Below are 18,615 nucleotides of genomic sequence, written 5' to 3'. Positions count from 1 at the left end.
CGAACACGTCGGTTGGTTCGGCGTGTTCGCTGATCGCCCGGGGAGGCCGCCGAAGTGCCCGATGCCAATGATGTCGGCAAGCTGCTGGAGCTGCTGCGGGCGCTCGAGATCCCCGATACTCGCCCGCGCGTGCTGCGCACTCTGGTGCACGGTCGGCGCGCGCTGCCCCGCCCGATCGTCGAGGTGGTCGGTGTCGCCGGGCACACGGCACTGATCGGCGAAATCTACAGCTGGCTCAGCGAATCCGGTGGCAGGCGGGCCACCCCGCGCGCGAAGATCGACCTGCGCGCGCCCGACCTGCCGCGCATGTCGCTGACCCCCGACCTCAACGCGATCAACGCGGGCCCGCACGCCAACGAGCCGGAGATCCCCGGCCACTGCCTGCCGATCGTGCAGCAGCTGGTGGCCGGTTTCGCCGCCGATGACACCGCGATGGGCGCGATCAAGTTCCCCCGCTACCGCACCGCCGATTGGCTGACTCGTCAGCGGGTGACCGCCGACGAATCCGAGGCCCCCGACGAACTGCGCCGTCGCCTGCCCAAACTGTTGCGCAGCGGTTCGCCGACCAGTCGCTCCGATACCGCCGAAGGTGTTGCGGGCGACACGATTTCGCGCGTGGTTTTCGGCGTGCTGGCGCTGTGGCCGGTGCTGCGGTTGTGGTTGTGGGTGTCGGGACGCATCCCCGGCATGTCGAAGGTGACCCGGTGGTTCCTGCGCCAGCGGTACCTCGCCCCCGAATTGTCGGGCAGTTTCCTGGGTTTCGCGTCTCGGCTCACAGCCTCGCATCGCGTGGACGAGAACGAGGAGCAGGTCGCCAAACTGCTCGTGCACGCCTTCCTCGAGGACCTGCGCGACGCCTATAAGCGCAGGATCTGGCGCCCGTCGAGCTGGCGGCGTACCGCCTACCCCGTGGCGCTGCTGGGTGGATTGGCCGAGGGCAGCGACGGCGCGCGCATCCTCACCTGGATCAACGAGATCCGCAACGAGACAGGACTTTTCGATCCCCTGGTCGTGGTGGCGTTGCGCGACGTCGGGCCCAGTCGCGAGGTCGGCGAGCTGTCCGACATCAGCGATCTGCGCCCGTTGCGCACCCTGGAAAGCCTCGCCGACGCACCGACCCCGCAACCGCCGGACCCGCTGCAGGAGTGGTTGCGCGAGATCGACAACCGCCGCACGCACCGTCAGGCCGACGCCTGGTTCCTGCCGTTGCGCGCGATCATCGCGCCCGACACCACCCCGCGCGTGAGCGACGCCCGATTCCGTGGTCTGGCACTGCCGCCCGCGCCACCGCTGGCCGCGCGCAGCTGGTTCGTCGGGCTGTGTGTGCTGATCCCGATCGTGCTGGCCGTGGCCGCGACGCTGGTCTATTTCCCGCCGCTGCGTGGGGCGCAGTGTTCGCACTGGCCGTGGACCGGCGGCGTCTCGGTGAGCCTGCGCGACGGCGAATGCGTCGGCTACAGCGATAACGCCCGGCAAACCTTCGCCGACGACCCCGAACTGACCACCATGCAGCGAGAAGTGTTCCGGCTCAACGCCGCAGCCCTCGACGCGCGCGCCGACAACCCGAAGCGCCCACTGGTCTCGCTGGTGTACTTCGCGGGCCTGAGCTACGTCGACACCAACGTGCGCTACCCGCACGCCCAGGTCGAGGAACTGGCGGGCCTGGCCGTCCAGCAGCGTCGCGCGCTGCTGGCCTCCGACGAGTCGGAACCGTTGTTGCGCATCATCATTGCCAATGGCGGATCCGATATGCGGCACGCCGGGTGGGTGGTCGACAATCCACTGCGCGAGCTGGTGACCGACGATGCCAGCGTGCTCGGCGTGGTCGGCATCGACCGCAGCAACGACGAAACCCGCAGGGCCATCAGCCTTCTGGGTGAACTCGGTGTGCCCGCGGTGGCCACGACCCTGTCCGCCGACGGCCTCGAGCAAGCCTCCCCGCTGTATTTCCAAGCGGCACCCAGCAATAGAGTCCAGGCTCGCCTGGTCGCGGACTACGTACAGGGCGCCCGCGACCGCAACGGTGCACCCCGCTACGACAAGGTCGCGATCTACCACCCCGAAGCCGCAGGCGACCTCTACGTGACCACCCTGGTCGACGACCTTCAAGAGGAACTGACCAAACGTGGTGTGCCACAACAGAGCATGAGTTGGCGCGAACAGCAACAGCTCTACCGTTTCCCGGCCCCGTGCGAGACCGAGGGTTTCGATCGCGGCACCCTGCTGTTCTTCGCGGGCCGCAACGACGACTTCCCGACCTTCGCCAAGTCGGTCAGCCGCGGCTGTGTCAGCGGCGCTGGCCCGGCGATCCTGGGCAACGACGCGGTCACCCGGCTGATCACCGACCAGAAGGCCACTGCCGCACTACCGTCCAACCTCACCGTGCGCTACGTGGCCAAGGCGGCCCCGGTCATGCTCGGTGGCGCCGACTGTGTCGGCGGCACTGGCAAACTCGGCGATCAACCGGTTCCGTTCGAACACGAACAGCTGTGCGCCGAACTGGCGGGCCTGATCGAAGACCTGCGCGGCTACGACGAACTCACCGACTACCGCCCCACCTGGGCAGGCGACCGCACGGGCCTGGCCTTCGACGTGAGCGGGCTGTTCCTGCACGCCGTGCGCGCCAGCCGCGGCGTGCTCGCCGACCCCAACCGCACCGCGATCGCCGTTCAACTGCGCGAGTCCGACTATCGCGGTGTCACAGGCACTCTCGGCTTCTCGACCAGCCGCGTCGCCGACGGCTCCTCGATCGCGGTCCTGGTCACCACCGCGGTCGGCGGTGGGGGACCGCAACGCTGCCTGATGATGTTCCCCCGGCAGCCCGGCCGCGACGGCTGTCCCTCCGGGACGAAAAGCGACCTGGAAACCTGGGTCGAACCTGCCCGGTAAAACTGCGGCAATTCTTCTCCAGCGCAACTGAATCGGTGCTGTTATAGTCGCAAAAACGTGGCTCGGAGCTGCGGTTTCCGCTCGCGATTCGCGCGATGGAAACCGGCTGGAGCCAGGATGGTCGCTGGAAGGGTCCCGGCGGCGTTATCAGCATGTGGGAGACCGCCGGTGAGTATTGCCGAAGGTGCGCAGTTCGCCGGTTACCTGATAGAACGCCGCCTCGGCGCGGGCGGTATGGGCACCGTCTACCTGGCCCGACATCCGCGCCTGCCCCGCCATGACGCGCTGAAAGTTCTCGCCGAGGACAACGCCACCGACGCGGAATTTCGTGCCAGATTCCTGCGCGAGGCCGAACTGGCTGCGGCACTGCAACATCCGAACCTCGTCGCCGTGCGCGACCGCGGCGAGTTCGACGGCAAGCTGTGGATCGCCACCCAGTACGTCCCGGGATCCGATGCCGCGGAACTCATTCGACGCACGGGCGCCACACTCGACCCCGCCCGCGCCGTCTACATCGTCAGCGAAGCCGCGCGTGGCCTCGACGAAGTGCACCGAGCGGGCCTGCTGCATCGCGATGTGAAGCCGGCCAACATCCTCGTCGCCGAGGAAGCTGGCCAACCAGATCGCGTACTGGTCACCGACTTCGGCATCGCCCGCCGCGCCGAGGACACCGCCACCCTGTCCGGCGGCGGCGTCACCGCGACCCTGTCCTACGTGGCCCCCGAACAACTCAACGGTCAGCGCATAGACCATCGCGCCGACGTCTACTCCCTCGGTTGCACACTGTTCCAATTACTCACCGGCACAGTGCCTTTCCCTCGACCAACTGCTGCTGCGGTGATGTACGCCCACCTGCACGAACCCCCACCGCGACCGTCCGATCGCCGTCCTGAACTTTCTACCGCCTTCGATGCGGTGATCGCGCGGGCCATGGCGAAGGATCCGGCGCATCGGTTCGCGTCGTGCGGTGAGCTGGCCGCGGCCGCCCGCGATGCGCTACAGGCGCCGGTGCAACCGCCCTCGGCCAACGCCTCGAATTCCGTTGTGGGCAGCCAAAATTACTTGAAGCCGCCGTCCGAAGGCGCGCCCTCGCGACGCAGTCGTTTCGCCCGCCGCAAGCTCTGGGGTGCGGTGTCAGCGGTTGTCCTCGTCGGCATCGTCACCGCCGCCGCGATACTGCGCGCCACCGGGCCTGACGCCGCCGCACCGAACGCGCAGGTCACCACATCGCCACCACCACTGCCACCCGCCACATCGTGGGGTGTCCACAGCTTTGTCGCCGATGCATTCTCGGATTTACTGCCGCGCTTTCACTTCGGTGTCGGCTATCAGGAGCTGAGCCTGTGCTTCATGTTCGACGGCAAGGGCGACATGGCGTCGCCGGACACCCCGGTGCCCATAGCGGTCATGTACTGCACCGGCAACCGGGATCCCGTGGTGGCGGTACGCATCTTCTGCAACACCGACCGATCGCGCATCCTCGCACCACCCAGCAATGATCGTGTCGAGGGCAGCGAGAAGTGGCAGCGCGGAACCGGCGGCGGAACGGTGATGTGGGGTAACAACATCGGTGTCGAAGCGGTTCGAGTCGGTTACCTACACCTGTATTTCGACGACCCGGCCCGCTGGTTCTGTCGGTTCGAGGTGAGCGGCGGCGAGTCCGGCGCCGAGTTGCGAGAACGGTGGTGGGCCGATGCGCCGCTCTGAGATCGGTTTCGGTGCGCTGCTGCTGGTGGTGTTGCTGAGCGCGTGCACAGTGCCGGGCACCGCCACGTCGTCTCACGTCGACCTGGCGACCCTCGATTACGGTGAATATCAGCACATTCCGTTGACCGCGCCGCTGAACAACGACCTGTACACCGGCAAGATCCTCGAGTCGGTGCGCCTGGGCGAGGTGATGATCAACCCGGCGCGAGCAGATCCGCTGCTGTCACAGGGCACGACCACGATGGCCGCGGTTCCGCTGCCCACTCCGACCAAGGTCTCCGGCGTACTGTCCGAGCCCAGCCGTGCCGTGCTGACTCGCCATGGGATGCTCGCCGGTTTCACCGTCGCGGGCTCCGATACGACTGAGGCGCGCAAGCTGACCATCGTGGCATTGCGCATGCCCGACGCCGACGCCGCGACCAAGGCCGCCGCCGAGCTCGACGCCGCCGACGCCGCGGTCAATGCGGACAACGTCCGGGTCGATATCCCGGAACACACAGCAGCCCAGGCACATTGGCGCCCAACCGTGCCGAGCCTGGCCGCCACGATCGCCGCCGGCAACTACGTCGTGAGCGTGCTGGTGCACCTGCCCACGATCGATCTGCCCGCGATGACAGCTCTGGCAGGCAAGACCTTCAGCGCGCAGATCCCGGAATTGCGCCGATTCGTGGCCACCCCCCGCGAGGCGCTGGCTACCTTGCCGATCGACGCGGACGGCATGGTGGCCAGAATGGTGCCGGAGAAGCCGGGCCGCTGGTCGATGCCCGCGGTCACGATGTCCGACCTCGACCGGATCGCGGGCGGAAAGATCCTGCTGCAGCCACGGGGTTTGGCGTTCGGCCCGAATGCGGCCTACCTGATGGGGTCGCGCGAATCGCGCTCGACCACAGAACGGTGGGCGTGGCTGGGCTTGGACGGCTTGCTGCGCGAACCGGATGCGGTGACCGCGCGCGCGGCGTTCGATCGCAGCAAGCGCATCATCGCGGCCGAGGGTATCCACGAATTCGCCGGCCCGGCGGGCATCGAGGACATCTGGTGCGGCAAGCAAAAGGACGGCCCCGTGTACGTGCAGTACTTCTGCAAGATTGTGCACGGACGCTACAACGCGACAGTGTTCGAGTCCAGTGAGCAAAAGGTGAGACAGAAGGCCGCGGCCCAGTACAGCCTGCTCGTACGGGCCGGGTGAGCTCGTGCCCGTAATTCTGCGCCCCGGAACAGTTTTCGCCGGCTACGTGATCGAACGTGTGCTCGGCAACGGCGGCATGGGCACGGTATACGCCGCCCGTCACCCACGCCTGCCACGCCTGGACGCACTGAAGATCCTCAGCGAAACCCACAGTGCCGAACCGGAATTCCGCGCCAGATTCATCCGTGAAGCCGAACTCGCCGCCCGCATCGACCACCCCAATGTCATTGCCGTGCACGATCGTGGCCTCGACGAGGGCGCGCTGTGGATCTCGATGCGTTTGGTCGCGGGCACCGACGCCGCGGCTCTGCTGCGCAGCGGGCTGCTACAACCACCGCACGCCGTGCACATCATCACCGAGGCCGCGGCGGGCTTGGACGCCGCACACCGGGCCGGCCTGCTGCACCGCGACGTGAAACCGGCCAACCTCATGCTCGAACCGCGCCGAGGCGAGCCCGACCGGGTGCTGGTCGCCGACTTCGGCATCGCCAAAGCCGGTGCCGACAGCACCGCCCTCACCCAGACCGGCACCTTCCTGGCCACCCTCGCCTACGCCGCCCCCGAACTGATCGCGCTGGGCCACGTCGACCATCGCGCCGACGTGTACTCCCTCGGTTGCACCCTGTTCGAACTGCTCACCGGCCGCACACCGTTCCCCAGGGAAACCCCGGCCGCGGTCATCGCCGCCCACCTGCACGAGCAGCCGCCCCGAGCCACAGACCTGAACCCCCAGCTACCGCCTGCCATCGACGCGGTGCTCGCCCGCGCGCTGGCCAAAGACCGCGACGCCCGCTACTCCACCTGCGGGGCGCTGGCCGCTGCCACGAACGTCGCCTTCGGCCCCGCGACACTCCCTACGGTCCGAACCCTGTACGGGCCGACACTGCCCCCGAATCCGAATCCTGGGCCGGGACCTGACTTCACCGGACCTGACAGGAGGCAGGCCGCCCCATCCAATCCTGCGATCAGGCTCGGCGCGCCGATACCAACACGCGCCCCTCGAAAACGAACACGGATCGCCCTCGCAACGGTCACGGTAGGCGCGGTGGCCGCCGCTGTCGGTTTCGTTGTGACACAACGTGACTCGACCGCGACCCCACCACCCACGGCGACGACCCCGGCCCCGACCACCGCCGAACAGAACTGGGGCGCACACCAATTCGTCGCGGACCCCTTTCCCGCACTGTTACCGAAGGGCCCCTTCGCCAGCGGCTATCAGGGGATCCGTTGCGCGGCGGTGGATCGCGACGGCAATCCGCTGCCGCTGGACCAACCGCCGACCCGAGTCGGCCGCCTCACCTGCAACGGCGACCGCAACCCGGTCGAGAGGGTCGCGGTGAGCTGCAACGCCGACCGGCTCGCGATCCACGACCGACCCCTCGGCACGGCGGTTGTCGACCAGGGGTGGGAGCGACCGTCGGGTCGAGGCCACATCATCGCCGAGGACCGGACGATCCGCGACAAGCCCGTCGGCCTGCTGTCGGTGACCTTCGATGACGTGCTCCGAAGCCCGTGTGTGATCTTCGTCTACAGCGATCGCGACTCCGCCCGTGAGCTGTTCGACCGCTGGTGGCCCGACGCGCCCCTGTGACTCACCACCACTGCGAGGGCCGCGCACGCTCCCACTGCAATGCCGACTCCAACTGTGCCGCAACCGAAATCAACATCGGCTCGGTATCGGCGGTGCCCATCAACTGCGCGCCGATCGGCAGCCCCGCCTCGGTGAACCCGGCAGGCACATTCACGCTCGGCCAACCCAACACATTCCACGGCCACGTGTACGGGCACGCCGCGGTGATCAGATGGTTCGTCGCACCGACACCGATCCCGTCGATCTCCTCCACCCGAGGGGCGGCGGTCGCGGTAGTCGGCGCGAGCACCAGGTCGTAATCGTCGAAGAACGACCCGATCCGCTTGTGCAGCAACGGTTCCGCCCTGCGCGCCGCGGCGAGCACGGGCCCACTGAGCACGCGCCCGATCCGCGCATTGGCCGTGGTGCGCGGATCGACGACAGCGCCCGGCATATTCCGATGCACCCGGCTGATCCCCGCCAGCGAACGCGGCAGGAACGACGCCCCGATCATCAACCCGTAGTGCAGGTTCGTCACCGTGACGGTGTGCCCGAGCGAGCGCAGGGTAGAAGCCACCGAATGCACCGCCGCCGCGATCTCGGGATCCAGCGCGGTCTTGCTCGCGGTGTACGGAATGTTCAGCGACAGTGCGATTCTGAGCTTTCCGGGATCGCGCCCCACCGCTGCACTGGCATCGATCGGCGCGGGCTTGTGCGTATCGCCGTCATGCGAACCGGCCGCGACGTCCAGCAGCAACGCCGCGTCCCGCACGGTGCGCGCCAACGGCCCGTTCACCGTGAGCCCGTTGAACGACTCCGCCAACGGCCACGTCGAAATCCGTCCACGCTGCGGCTTGATCCCCACCAGATTGGTCCACGAAGCCGGGATCCGCACCGACCCCGCCCCATCCGAACCCAGTGCGGCAGGCACCAATCCGGCCGCGACCGCCGCCGCCGACCCACCCGACGACCCGCCGGGCGTACGCGTGCGATCCCACGGATTGCGAGTGTGCCCGAACGCGTCCCCACTGGTGAACGGCAGCTGTCCCAATTCACAAGTATTGGCCTTACCCACGATCACCGCCCCCGCCGCGCGCAACCGACGCACCGATTCGGCATCCGCGGTTTTCGGCGCGAACTGCCCACCACACCCGAACGCGGTGATCTCACCGGTGATGTCGGTGTCGTCCTTGACCGCGATCGGCACACCGAGCAACGGCAGTCGCACGCCCGCGGCCAGCCTGGCATCAGCCTCGGCGGCCTCCTTCAGCGCCGCCTCGCGACGCACCACCCGGAAAGCGTTGAGCGTGGGCTGCGAACCCTCGATCCGATCCAGCGCCCCGGTCACGGCCGCCACGGAGGAAATGCTGCCGTCGGCGATAGCCGCGGACAGTTCGGCAAGGCCGAGATCGGCCGAGTGATCCGGCACGATGCGGTCAGGCGCAGACATGTGAACTCCGTCTCTGAAAAGTAAGTAGCTCGACCGTAACGCGAACCTGGTCACCCGTCCACATCCCCTAGGGTGGGTATTTCCGGCAGGCACCGCGTCACGTGTCCGTGACGGCGGTGTCGGGCCCGCATGGAAGACTGGGCCCGTGCGTTTGTATCGGGATGAGGCGGTGGTGGTTCGCCAGCACAAGCTGGGCGAGGCCGATCGCATCGTCACGCTCCTGACCAGGCAACATGGCCTTGTTCGGGCGGTGGCGAAGGGGGTGCGGCGCACCAAGTCGAAGTTCGGGGCGCGGCTCGAACCGTTCTCCTACATCGACGTGCAACTGCACCCCGGCCGCACCCTGGACATCGTCACCCAGGTCATCACCGTGGAAGCGTTCGCCGCCGACATCATCGACGACTACGGCCGCTACACCACCGCGTGCGCGATCCTGGAAACCGCCGAACGCCTCGCCGGCGAGGAACGCGCACCCGCTCCGAAACTGCACGTGCTCACCGCGGGCGCCCTGCGCGCCATCGCCGCCAAACAGCGCCCGCACGAACTGATCCTGGACGCCTACCTGTTGCGCGCCATGGGTTTCGCCGGCTGGGCCCCCGCGCTGGACGAATGCGCCCGCTGTGCCACCCCCGGCCCGCACCGCGCCTTCCACGTGGCAGCGGGCGGCGCGGTCTGCGTGCACTGTCGCCCGCCGGGCGCGAGCACGCCGGTCACCGGGGTGCTCGATCTGCTCGTTGCCCTGCTGAAGGGGGAGTGGGCCTACATCGAGACCGTCCCCGACAACGTCCGCCGCCAGGCCAGCGGTCTGGTCGCCGCCCACCTGCAGTGGCACCTGGAACGTCAGCTGCGCACGTTGTCGATGGTCGAGCGGTCCGTCGCCCAGCCTGTCGTCGCCGGCTGATCGCACAGATCCCGGCGTAATCACGCACTTCGCACGCGCTCAGTCAAAATACTGATTGCTCGGCCGCGAATTGCGTGATTACGCCGGTCGTGGACCGCCCTCCGGCCCACACCCGACGATCAGGCAGGATGGACGCCGTGATCCTGCGTCGTGACCCCGCCCCCGCGAGCAAGGCCGGCCGCACCGTGCGCCCGCCGTCCCAGCACCCCTCCGGCGCGCGTCCGCCCGCGATCCCGCCCGAGCTCGTGCCCACCCACGTCGCGCTGGTGATGGACGGCAACGGCCGCTGGGCCCAGGAGCGTGGCCTGCCGCGCACCGCCGGTCACGAACGCGGCGAGGCCGTGCTCATGGATTCGGTCGAGGGCTGCATCGAGATGGGCGTCAAGTGGCTGTCGGCCTACGCCTTCTCCACCGAGAACTGGCGCCGCAGCCCCGACGAGGTCCGCTTCCTGATGGGCTTCAACCGCGACGTGATCCGCCGCCGCCGCGACGAGATGCACGAGATGGGTGTGCGCGTGCGCTGGGCCGGTCGTCGACCGCGCCTGTGGCGCAGCGTGATCAAGGAACTCGAGGTGGCCGAAGAGCTCACCAAGGACAATGACGTGATGACGCTGACCATGTGCGTGAACTACGGTGGTCGCGCCGAAATCGCCGACGCGGCAAGAGAAATCGCGCGTCGGGTGGCAGCGGGGGAGATCGACCCGGAGAAGGTCGACGAGGCCACCGTCGCGAAGTACCTCGACGAACCCGACATGCCCGACGTCGATCTGTTCCTTCGCCCGTCCGGCGAATTCCGCAGCTCGAACTTCCTGATCTGGCAGGCCGCCTACGCCGAATTCGTCTACCAGGACACGCTTTTCCCCGATTTCGATCGGCGTAACCTGTGGGACGCGTGCCTGGAATACGCCAAGCGCGATCGTCGCTTCGGTGGCGCCAAATGAGCGACGGAGCACATGTGGTCACCCCCGAGATCGACCTGCAGGCGCGCACCGGTGCCTGCCTGCAGATGCAGGAGATCGACGTCCGCGTCGACGCCGACGGATCGCTGGGCTTCGAATACGACGGTGCCCTGTGCTCGATTCGCGCGGTCACCCTGGCGCCGGGCCTCACGGTCTTGTCGCTGACCAGCGTGCTGGCGTGGGATCGGCCGTTGAAGCCGCAGCTGTACAAGCGAGTTGCCGAGCGTAACAACGAGATTCAGTTCGGCTCGGTCACCCTGATCGCGCGCGGCAAGCTCGGCGACGTCATCCTGCGCTACACGTTCCCCGCCGAAGGCCTCGACGACACGGCGCTGACCACGATGCTGCTGCTGGCGCTGTCGGGCGCGAGCAAGGCCCGCCAGGGTTTGCTCGCGCCGTAGCGCTAGTTGCTGGGCTTCCAGGTGATCTTGCCGCCCTGGAAGTCCTGGGCTTTGCCGCCCTGGTAGTCGTATTCGTCGCTGGTCGGGTAGCCGTATCGGCCCGTCACCCCGCCCGCGCGGGTCCAGTCGGCCTGGATGCTGCCCCATGTCGCGTGCGCGCCGGTCTTGGAGCTCCAGTAGATGGCGCCGGTGGGGAACATCGTGAACTGTCCGTCGCCCTTGCCCGTGGCGGCCACGTCGGTGAGCGGGAAGCCCAGCGGGCTCGACTCCCAGCCCAGCGCCGCCCACTTGTCGCGGATCGGGCCGCTGATCTGGTGTGCGCCGGTGCCGACCGACCAGTAGATCGAACCCTTCTGGAAGTGGTTGAAACGCCCGCCTGCCGCGGGCAGCTCGCGCGTGACCGGGTAGCCGAGCTGGCCCGATTCGTTGCCGACCTGCGCGAACTTGTCACGGATCTGCCCGGCGACGGTGTTGGCGTTGGTGTCGGGATGCCAGTAGATGGCCGCGTTGTTGCCGAAGGTCTGGTACTTGCCACCCGCGGCCGCATCGGATTCGGGGGAGGTGGGCTCGCCCAGTGCCGGGCCGCCCGCCTGGTCGTATTCGATCTCGATCGCCCCGCCCACCTCGAATCCGCCGATCATCCGAGCCTGCGCGGTGCCTGCCATGGCCGCGGTGACGACGGTGGCGGCCGCGAGGGCGGCGAGGACGGTTCTTCTGTGCAATGCCACAGGAAACTCCCTGGTCGGATCGATGTTCGAGGGTTCCGGCGACGATCACACCGGGACCGCGTCCGAACCTACCCGGTACCCGGCACCGAAAACAGTGAGCTTTCTAACCTTCACGTCCCGCACGAGCGTCAGGCGTGATCGGCAACAGCACCTCGAACCCGCGCGCGAAGTCGTCGGGCGACACGTCGCCCAGCAGTAGGTGTTGCAGGATGAAGCCGGGCAGCATCCCGATGATCGTCTTGGCCAGCGCGTCGACGTCGGCGTCGGCCGCAATCCAGCCCAGCTCGCGCATCCGTATCGCGTATTCCACCCAGAGTTCGCGCATGGCCGCGATGCCCTCGCTCACCGGCAGACCGGCCTCGGGCTGCACCGTGGCCAGCGCCCACACCTGCGGTGCCAGCCGCAGGGGGCCGTCGGGTCCACTGCGCTTGACGACCTCGGTGGTCAGCAGTCGGATGACCTCGGCGGGCAGCGGCGGGTCGTCGGCGCGGATGATCTCGGCCAGCCGGGCGCGCAGCGGCTTCATCGTGTGTACCACCAGCGAGCCGATGATCTCGTTCTTGCTGGTGAAGTACCGATAGACCGCGCCTGCCGACATCCCGGATTCGGTGAACACGTCCTGCATGGACGTCTCGTGGAACCCCTTCCTGGCGAAGCACAGTTGCGCGGCGTCGAGGATCTGCTGCCTGCGACGTTCCAGGTGTTCTTCGCTGACTCGGGGCATGGCTCCAACGTAAAACGAATATTCGTTCTTGACAAGCCCGCGAGGGGGTGTCACGGTAGAACCACCAAAAAGAACGAACATTCGCTTTAAGGGGAGAACCGCCATGACGATCACCCGCCGAGCCATCGCTCTCGGCCTGGCAGCAGCCGCGATCCAAGCACTGATGCTGATCGCCTTCGCCTGGCCCACCGTCAACCTCGCCCCCCGCGACCTCCCGATCGCCGTCGCGGGCCCCGCCTCCACCCAACTCGCCCAACAGCTGCACCAGCGCAGCCCTGAAGCCTTCGAGATCACCACCGTCGTCGACGCGGACGCCGCACGAAAAGCGCTGGCCGACAACGAGATCTACGGCGCGATCATCACCGGCAACGGCGCACCCCAGGTCCTGGTCGCCTCCGCCGCCTCACCCGCGGTCGCACAGCAACTCACCGCGGTGGCCCAACAACTCAGCGGCCTGCCCGCCGCCCAGGTCACCGACGTGATCGCCACCGACCCCGACGACCCCCGCGGCGCCGGCTTCGGCTCGATGGTCCTGCCGCTGGTCATGTCCGGCATCGCCGCGGGTGTCCTGCTCACCCTGCTGATCCCCGCCCTCGGCTCCCGCCTGGCAGGCCTGGCCACCTTCGGCATCGCGGGCGGCCTGCTCAGCACCCTGATCTTCCACACCTGGCTGTCGATCCTGCCCGGCTCCTACCTGGCCCTGGCCGCCATCGCCGGCCTGGCTTCCTTCACTGTCGCCGCCACCATCGTCGGCCTGGCCGCCGCCATCGGCCGCCCCGGAATCGGCCTGGGAGCCCTGACCATGCTCCTGATCGGCAACCCCTTCTCCGCCGCCACCTCAGCCCCTGAACTGCTCCCGCAACCCTGGGGCACCCTGGGCCAACTCCTCCCACCCGGCGCCGCAGCCTCCCTCCTCCGCTCGGTCGCCTACTTCGACGGCGCAGGCGCGGCAGGCCCCCTCGCGGTGCTACTCGTCTGGGCCGCAACAGGTCTCGGTTTGCTCGGCCTCGCAGCACTACGCTCCCGCAGCACAGTCCAACCGGCCACCACCCCGGAGCCGGTAGCCCTACCCGCCTGACTCTCCCTGCAAAGATGCTCCGCACGAACAACATTCGTGCGGAGCATCTTCGTTATGTTCCTCTCTTCGGTTGATACCACTGCCCGACAACGAGTTTCGACAACCACCCGAACACCGCGAACACCGTGACACCCAAACCGGAAGCCGCGAGAATCGCGCCGAACAGCTGCGGTGACTGCAACCGCGCCCGGTAGATATCGATCACCACGCCGATCCCCGGCTCACCCTGCTTGAAGAAGAAGTCCCCGACGATCGCCCCGACCACCGACAGACCCGCCGAAATGCGCAGACCGGCGAAAATGGCAGGGGTTGCGGCCGGGAACTCCAGTTTGCGCAAACGGGTGAACGCCCCGGCACGCTGCAAAGTGAACAGATCGCGGTGCGCCGAGTCCACCGATTGCAACCCGAACAGGGTGTTGGACACGATCGGAAACAGTGCGATGAGCACACAGACCAGCACCCGCGCACCGAACCCGAAGCCGAACCAGAACCCGATCAGCGGCACCAACGCCAGAATCGGAATACATTGCAGCACCACCGCATACGGGAACAGCGCGAGTTCGGCCCAGTGGGTCTGTGACATCACGATCGCCCAGGCAATGCCGACCGCGGCCGCGATCGCCAGCCCGGTGAGCGCCACGACCGCGGTGCGGCCCAACGCTTCCCACATCTGTTCGGACTGTCCGCCGAACAGTCCCTTGCTGACCACCTGATGCAGCGGTGGCATCAGGAACCGGCGGGCGGGGTCGAGCACGACGTAGCTGACGAAGTACCAGCAGCCGATGAGGGCGACCAGCACGGTCACCGGCGCGACGATGCGCGCCGGTGGCCGCAGTGAGCCCCGAGTCACGGGGTTTTCGCCAATCCGATTGCCGGGTCGATGAATTCGTTGGTCGCGACCTTGCCGGGGGTCAGTCCGGCGGGGATGGTGACGCCTTCGGCCTTGTAGATCGGCGTCGCGATGTCCATGATCGTCTGAACCCGCGCGGTATCGAAATCGCCGACGGTGGGGTTGGGGCCGTTGCCGACGATGCCCTCGGACACCATGGATTTCACCGCGAAGTCGGCGTTGTTCTTGTCGTAGGTCCACCCGGTCGCGAAACCGGCGACGGAGTCCACGATCACCTTGTTCGCCGCGTCCGGCGCCGCCAGGAAGTCGACCATGCTCTGCTGGATCACCGGCACCAGCTTCTTCAGGCATGCCGAGTAGCCGGCGAGGTCGCCGCCACGCACGGCCAGCGTCGACTTGTAGGTGGGGAAGCCCGCGTCGGCGACGAGTTGGTAGGCCACCGGCTTCTTCCACTGCGGGACCTGGTTCTCGTACACGTACGGTTCGGTGCTGGCGAAACCTTGCTGCGCGGCCTTGCCGCCCTCGGCGACGAAGAACGACGGGGTGCCGTCGTAACTGGCGTCCACCTGATCCTTGTCGAGGATGCCCGCGCCGACCAGGTAACTCATGTAGGCCTCGCCCTGGAAATACATCACCTTCGCCTTGGCGGCTTTGAGATCGGCGATGGTCTTGACCTGCGGGTAGGTCGCCGGATCCCACATGATCATCTGCGGGTTCTTCTCCAGCGGCGCGAACACGCTCACCGTCGGCGCGGTGTCCGCGGTGGCCACGGACTCCTCGAGGTCGATGAAGCCCAGCATGATGTCGCGGTCGGCGTACATCCGCGAGGAGACCGGCTGGAATCCGATTGCCGGTCCGCCCGAACGGATTTCGAGGTCGACCCCGGTGTATTCGCCCTTGGCGAACAGCGGACCGATGGTGGACTTGTTCGCGGCGTCCACCATGGGCTGCTTGCTGATCAGGTTGTAGAGGTAGCCGAATTCGGCTTCAGGATTCCAGCCGCTTTGCACCACGATCTTCGCGGGGCACACCTCGCGCAGATTCACCGAGCCGATCGGTCCGTCGTAGGCGGCGGTGCTTTCGGTCGATCCCGAACAGGCGCTGAGAACGCTTGTGGCGGCGAGGATTACCGCCGCGATGACCAGTTGTGCCTTCATGCGCTGCGCTCCGTGCTCGTGGTGGAATCGGTGAGCCGGTAGGTCCAGCCCTTGTTCGGCAGCGCCGTCGACCGAGTGACCTCGTCGTCGCGCTGATCATCTGACTTGCCCTGTGCGAGTAGCCCATACGGGTCGGCTCGGCGTTTGAGTTCGGCCTCGGCGCGCGACCACGGCTTCATTCCGCTGGCCCCCAATGTCGGGGTATGCATGTTGACCACCGACAAGCCGGCCTCCTGCAGCCGGGTGGTGATCGCGGCCATGTGCTCCTGGCCCTGGAACGACCAGATCGGCGAACCCTGCGCGGCCAGACCGCCGTCGAACCGCTTCATCTCGACATGGGTCGGCCCGAGCTCGGCACCGAAGTCCTGAGCAACCTGCGTAATAGACTGGGCCAAGCCTTCTTTCGGGTACATCGCGAGCAGATTGATGAGGCTGCGGTCCACGCGCTGGAAGTGCATCATGGCGTGTCCCCAGGTGAACTCGTAGAGGGGAACGCCGTACGGACCCGCGCCTTCCCTGCCTCGATGCCGCACAGCACCACAGGATTCGGTGATGAGATCCTCGACTACGGGCAAACTCTGCTCCGCGGCCATCAGCAGCACCATCGAATGACCCTCGGGCACAAAAGGTGCCAAGTCCGGGTAGTAGGTGGGTAGCGGATCCTGTTGCACCGACACCAGCTTCTTGAGAACGCCCTCGCTCTCGCACACATCGACCGAAAAGCGCACGGCCTGAGCGAATTCGGGGAATGAGATCACCAGTTCCTGCCAGTGCCAAGCGGGCGCGGTGGGCAGTTCGACCTCGGTGATGATGCCGTTCGCACCGTAGGCGTGGTGCACGATATTGACTGCGGCACCGGTCAATTCGATGAGCTGCGGTTCCTCCTCGACGGTCATCACCTCGATCGCGGTGATATTGCCCCGGTCGCGCAGGATGCCCCACTGACAACTGCCGACGCCGGCATGCCCGCCCGCGAGATAGCCGCCGACGGTGGCATGCGTGGCGGTGGAGGGATGCATACGCAACTCCCACCCCGTGGGGCGGATCGCGGCGTCGATATCGGCGATCAGGGTGCCCGCGAGCGCGCGCACCGTGCCTGACCCCTGTCCGATGACCCCGGCGATGCCCGTCACATCGATGACCGCGCCACCCGACAGCGGCACGCCCTGCCCGAACTGCCCGGTGCCGCCGCCGCGCACGGTGATCGGAATCCGGTGTCGCGCACAGGAAGCCACCACCGTGCGTAGCTCGTCCTTGGATGTCGGGGCGATGTAGATGTCGGCCAGGTGCCCGCGCATCACCTCGCGCAACAGCGGGCTCTGTGCGAAACGGTCACGGCTCTTGGCTCGTAGTACTCGCTCGTCCACGGAATGCCGGATCTCGCCGATGTCGGCTACCAGGCTTTCCAAGGCTGAGGAATCGATGGTCGTAGTCATCTATTCGGCCTCCCTCACGGTGCTAAAACGTTTTGGCACCCGCCTGGGCAAGCCTGCGCCGCCCAGATTTCTGCCGCGTGAACCCCGTTTACGATGTGGTTGCGAAATCGATTTGGCACCGCCGGGTACAGTTCGAGGCACGGCGTTCGCGACGGTGAGGAGCACTCGGTGGCCAGATCCCGCCCCACAATTCGCGACGTGGCCGGTGCCGCGGGCGTTTCGGTCGCCACGGTGTCGCACGCACTGAACGACAAGGGGCGCTTGGACATTCGCACCCGCGAACGTGTCAGGCAGATCGCCACCGAACTCGGCTACAACCCGAATCCGCGCGCACGGGCGCTACGCACCGGGTCCGGCAACACGATCGGCATCGTCTCCTCGCTGATCGTGGACGGCACGCCCGGTCACGACAGCACCATGGACTGGTACATGCGCACCGCCGTCGCCGCCGCCAACGAATGCCTCGCCCAGGGCTACGCGCTCACGCTGGTGCCACCCTCGGACCAACAGAACTGGGCACAATCGCTGGCCGTCGACGGTGCGCTGCTGGTAGACCCCGACCACGACGACCCCGCCATCGCCGCCTTGGTCGCGCGCGGACTGCCGGTGATCGTGATCAGCGGCGACGCGACCCGCGACGACGTCACCACCGTCACCCTGGACCGGGCAAGCGCCGTCTCCTGCGCGATGCGCCACTTCGCCGCCCGCGACCGCGTCAACCCCGCCCTGCTGGTCGAATCCAGCGGTCGCCAATCCGCCGAGGGCACCCGCCTGGCCTTCGTGGCGTGGTGCGCCGAACGCGGAATCACCCCCCGCGTCGCCGTCGCACCCGCCGCGGACGCGAAGTCCGCGGCCGGTTACGCGGCAACCCTGGACCTGCTGCGCAACCACCCCGACACCGACGCCATCTACTCCCCACTAGACCTGCTGGCCCACGGCGCCGCGGCCGCCCTCATCGCCGCCGACCGCACCGACGTAGCCCTGGTCACCGCCGAAGGCATGATCGCCCGCCTGAGCAACCCACCCATGACCGCCGTCGACACCAAACGAGAACTCCAAGCCGCCACCGCAACCCGCATGCTGATCGCCCAACTCCGCACCGGAATCCGCCCACCCTCCCAAATCTTCACCGCAGACCTGATCGTCCGCGACTGAACATTGCCGGCAATATGAGGAATATTCCGATCATCGGATTGGCGTGCAGCATCGAGGCTCTGGAACCGATCCTGATTGCCAACCTAGGCGCCGACGATTACCAGCTGATGGCCGAATCGACCGTTACGGCTCGCGATGGCAAAGGCGGCGAATGGCGTGGCGACGACCCCGCTGCGATCGGTGACGTCCTGACGAGGCTGATGGATGGTCGAACAATAGAGAATGCAGTAATCGGCCCAGATGGTTCGCTGTCGCTCGACCTGGATTCAGAGGCAGGGATATCCTTTCTTCCCGATCCGGACTATGAGTCGTGGTGGATTGTCGGCAAGAACGGATTCCGCGTGGTCTGCATGCCCGGCGGAGGGTTGGCTGAATGGGGATGAAGGTTCCGCACTAGAGGCACAACAGTGTTGGACGGTTGATC

At 67.2% G+C, this 18,615-nt stretch carries 16 protein-coding genes; 10 read left to right on the top strand and 6 right to left on the bottom strand.

Annotated features, from left to right (window positions below; genetic code table 11):
• Positions 1 to 54 precede the first annotated feature (54 nt).
• The 4 genes from ACFWVD_RS22930 to ACFWVD_RS22915 all read left to right on the top strand — a co-directional run bounded on the left by ACFWVD_RS22930 (position 55) and on the right by ACFWVD_RS22915 (position 7,373).
• Positions 55 to 2,889, top strand: coding sequence for an ABC transporter substrate-binding protein (locus ACFWVD_RS22930; RefSeq protein ID WP_379245944.1), 2,835 nt, complete (start codon positions 55 to 57; stop codon positions 2,887 to 2,889).
• A 168-nt stretch (positions 2,890 to 3,057) separates the two neighbouring features.
• Positions 3,058 to 4,596 carry a serine/threonine-protein kinase gene (locus tag ACFWVD_RS22925; RefSeq protein WP_379245942.1) on the top strand — a complete coding sequence of 513 codons (1,539 nt, stop codon included), beginning with the start codon at positions 3,058 to 3,060 and terminating at the stop codon, positions 4,594 to 4,596.
• A complete protein-coding gene (locus ACFWVD_RS22920) occupies positions 4,583 to 5,782 on the top strand; it encodes a hypothetical protein (RefSeq protein ID WP_379245940.1) in 1,200 nt (399 codons plus the stop codon). Before ACFWVD_RS22925 ends, ACFWVD_RS22920 begins: the two co-directional genes overlap by 14 nt.
• Before the next feature lie 4 nt (positions 5,783 to 5,786).
• Positions 5,787 to 7,373, top strand: coding sequence for a serine/threonine-protein kinase (locus ACFWVD_RS22915; RefSeq protein ID WP_379245938.1), 1,587 nt, complete (start codon positions 5,787 to 5,789; stop codon positions 7,371 to 7,373).
• Position 7,374: 1 nt separating this feature from the next.
• On the opposite strand, the gene ACFWVD_RS22910 is transcribed toward ACFWVD_RS22915, so the two are convergent.
• Positions 7,375 to 8,802 (bottom strand): amidase, encoded by a 1,428-nt coding sequence (locus ACFWVD_RS22910; protein WP_379245937.1) that lies wholly within the window; start codon positions 8,800 to 8,802, stop codon positions 7,375 to 7,377.
• A gap of 145 nt (positions 8,803 to 8,947) precedes the next feature.
• Between ACFWVD_RS22910 and recO the strand changes: the two genes are divergently transcribed.
• From recO to ACFWVD_RS22895, 3 genes are all read left to right on the top strand, one after another.
• Complete coding sequence (recO, locus tag ACFWVD_RS22905) at positions 8,948 to 9,703, top strand: DNA repair protein RecO (protein ID WP_379245935.1); 756 nt, start codon at positions 8,948 to 8,950, stop codon at positions 9,701 to 9,703.
• Positions 9,704 to 9,831: 128 nt separating this feature from the next.
• A complete protein-coding gene (locus tag ACFWVD_RS22900; protein ID WP_379245933.1) occupies positions 9,832 to 10,644 on the top strand; it encodes an isoprenyl transferase in 813 nt (270 codons plus the stop codon).
• Positions 10,645 to 10,709: 65 nt separating this feature from the next.
• Positions 10,710 to 11,063, top strand: a complete 354-nt coding sequence (locus tag ACFWVD_RS22895; protein WP_379246086.1) for a YbjN domain-containing protein — start codon at positions 10,710 to 10,712, stop codon at positions 11,061 to 11,063.
• Positions 11,064 to 11,065: 2 nt separating this feature from the next.
• Here ACFWVD_RS22895 and ACFWVD_RS22890 read toward each other — a convergent pair whose 3' ends face one another.
• Together ACFWVD_RS22890 and ACFWVD_RS22885 are read right to left on the bottom strand one after the other, a co-directional pair.
• Positions 11,066 to 11,791 carry an LGFP repeat-containing protein gene (locus ACFWVD_RS22890; protein ID WP_379245931.1) on the bottom strand — a complete coding sequence of 242 codons (726 nt, stop codon included), beginning with the start codon at positions 11,789 to 11,791 and terminating at the stop codon, positions 11,066 to 11,068.
• A gap of 103 nt (positions 11,792 to 11,894) precedes the next feature.
• A complete protein-coding gene (locus ACFWVD_RS22885; RefSeq protein WP_379245930.1) occupies positions 11,895 to 12,515 on the bottom strand; it encodes a TetR/AcrR family transcriptional regulator in 621 nt (206 codons plus the stop codon).
• Between the two features lie 103 nt (positions 12,516 to 12,618).
• Here ACFWVD_RS22885 and ACFWVD_RS22880 point away from each other — a divergent pair, with 103 nt between their 5' ends.
• Complete coding sequence (locus tag ACFWVD_RS22880; RefSeq protein WP_379245928.1) at positions 12,619 to 13,593, top strand: hypothetical protein; 975 nt, start codon at positions 12,619 to 12,621, stop codon at positions 13,591 to 13,593.
• A gap of 52 nt (positions 13,594 to 13,645) precedes the next feature.
• Here the strand turns inward: ACFWVD_RS22880 and ACFWVD_RS22875 are convergent, their stop codons facing one another.
• The 3 genes from ACFWVD_RS22875 to ACFWVD_RS22865 are packed head-to-tail and all read right to left on the bottom strand — an operon-like array spanning position 13,646 to position 17,036.
• Positions 13,646 to 14,398 (bottom strand): ABC transporter permease, encoded by a 753-nt coding sequence (locus ACFWVD_RS22875; RefSeq protein ID WP_379245926.1) that lies wholly within the window; start codon positions 14,396 to 14,398, stop codon positions 13,646 to 13,648.
• A 41-nt stretch (positions 14,399 to 14,439) separates the two neighbouring features.
• Positions 14,440 to 15,600 (bottom strand): ABC transporter substrate-binding protein, encoded by a 1,161-nt coding sequence (locus ACFWVD_RS22870; RefSeq protein ID WP_379245925.1) that lies wholly within the window; start codon positions 15,598 to 15,600, stop codon positions 14,440 to 14,442.
• On the bottom strand, positions 15,597 to 17,036 hold the full coding sequence (locus ACFWVD_RS22865; RefSeq protein ID WP_379245923.1) for an FAD-binding oxidoreductase: 1,440 nt from the start codon (positions 17,034 to 17,036) through the stop codon (positions 15,597 to 15,599). Before ACFWVD_RS22865 ends, ACFWVD_RS22870 begins: the two co-directional genes overlap by 4 nt.
• A gap of 168 nt (positions 17,037 to 17,204) precedes the next feature.
• Here ACFWVD_RS22865 and ACFWVD_RS22860 point away from each other — a divergent pair, with 168 nt between their 5' ends.
• Both ACFWVD_RS22860 and ACFWVD_RS22855 read left to right on the top strand, forming a co-directional pair.
• The gene (locus tag ACFWVD_RS22860) at positions 17,205 to 18,191 is read left to right on the top strand and encodes a LacI family DNA-binding transcriptional regulator (protein WP_379245921.1); all 987 of its coding nucleotides are present in this window, start codon (positions 17,205 to 17,207) and stop codon (positions 18,189 to 18,191) included.
• A 14-nt stretch (positions 18,192 to 18,205) separates the two neighbouring features.
• Positions 18,206 to 18,574, top strand: a complete 369-nt coding sequence (locus tag ACFWVD_RS22855) for a DUF6188 family protein (RefSeq protein ID WP_379245919.1) — start codon at positions 18,206 to 18,208, stop codon at positions 18,572 to 18,574.
• Positions 18,575 to 18,615 lie beyond the last annotated feature (41 nt).

This window comes from Nocardia sp. NPDC058666 (assembly GCF_042714895.1).
Taxonomy (GTDB): Bacteria; Actinomycetota; Actinomycetes; order Mycobacteriales; family Mycobacteriaceae; genus Nocardia.
Note: the sequence above shows the minus strand (reverse complement) of the source record. Positions and strands in the feature narration are given on the sequence as shown.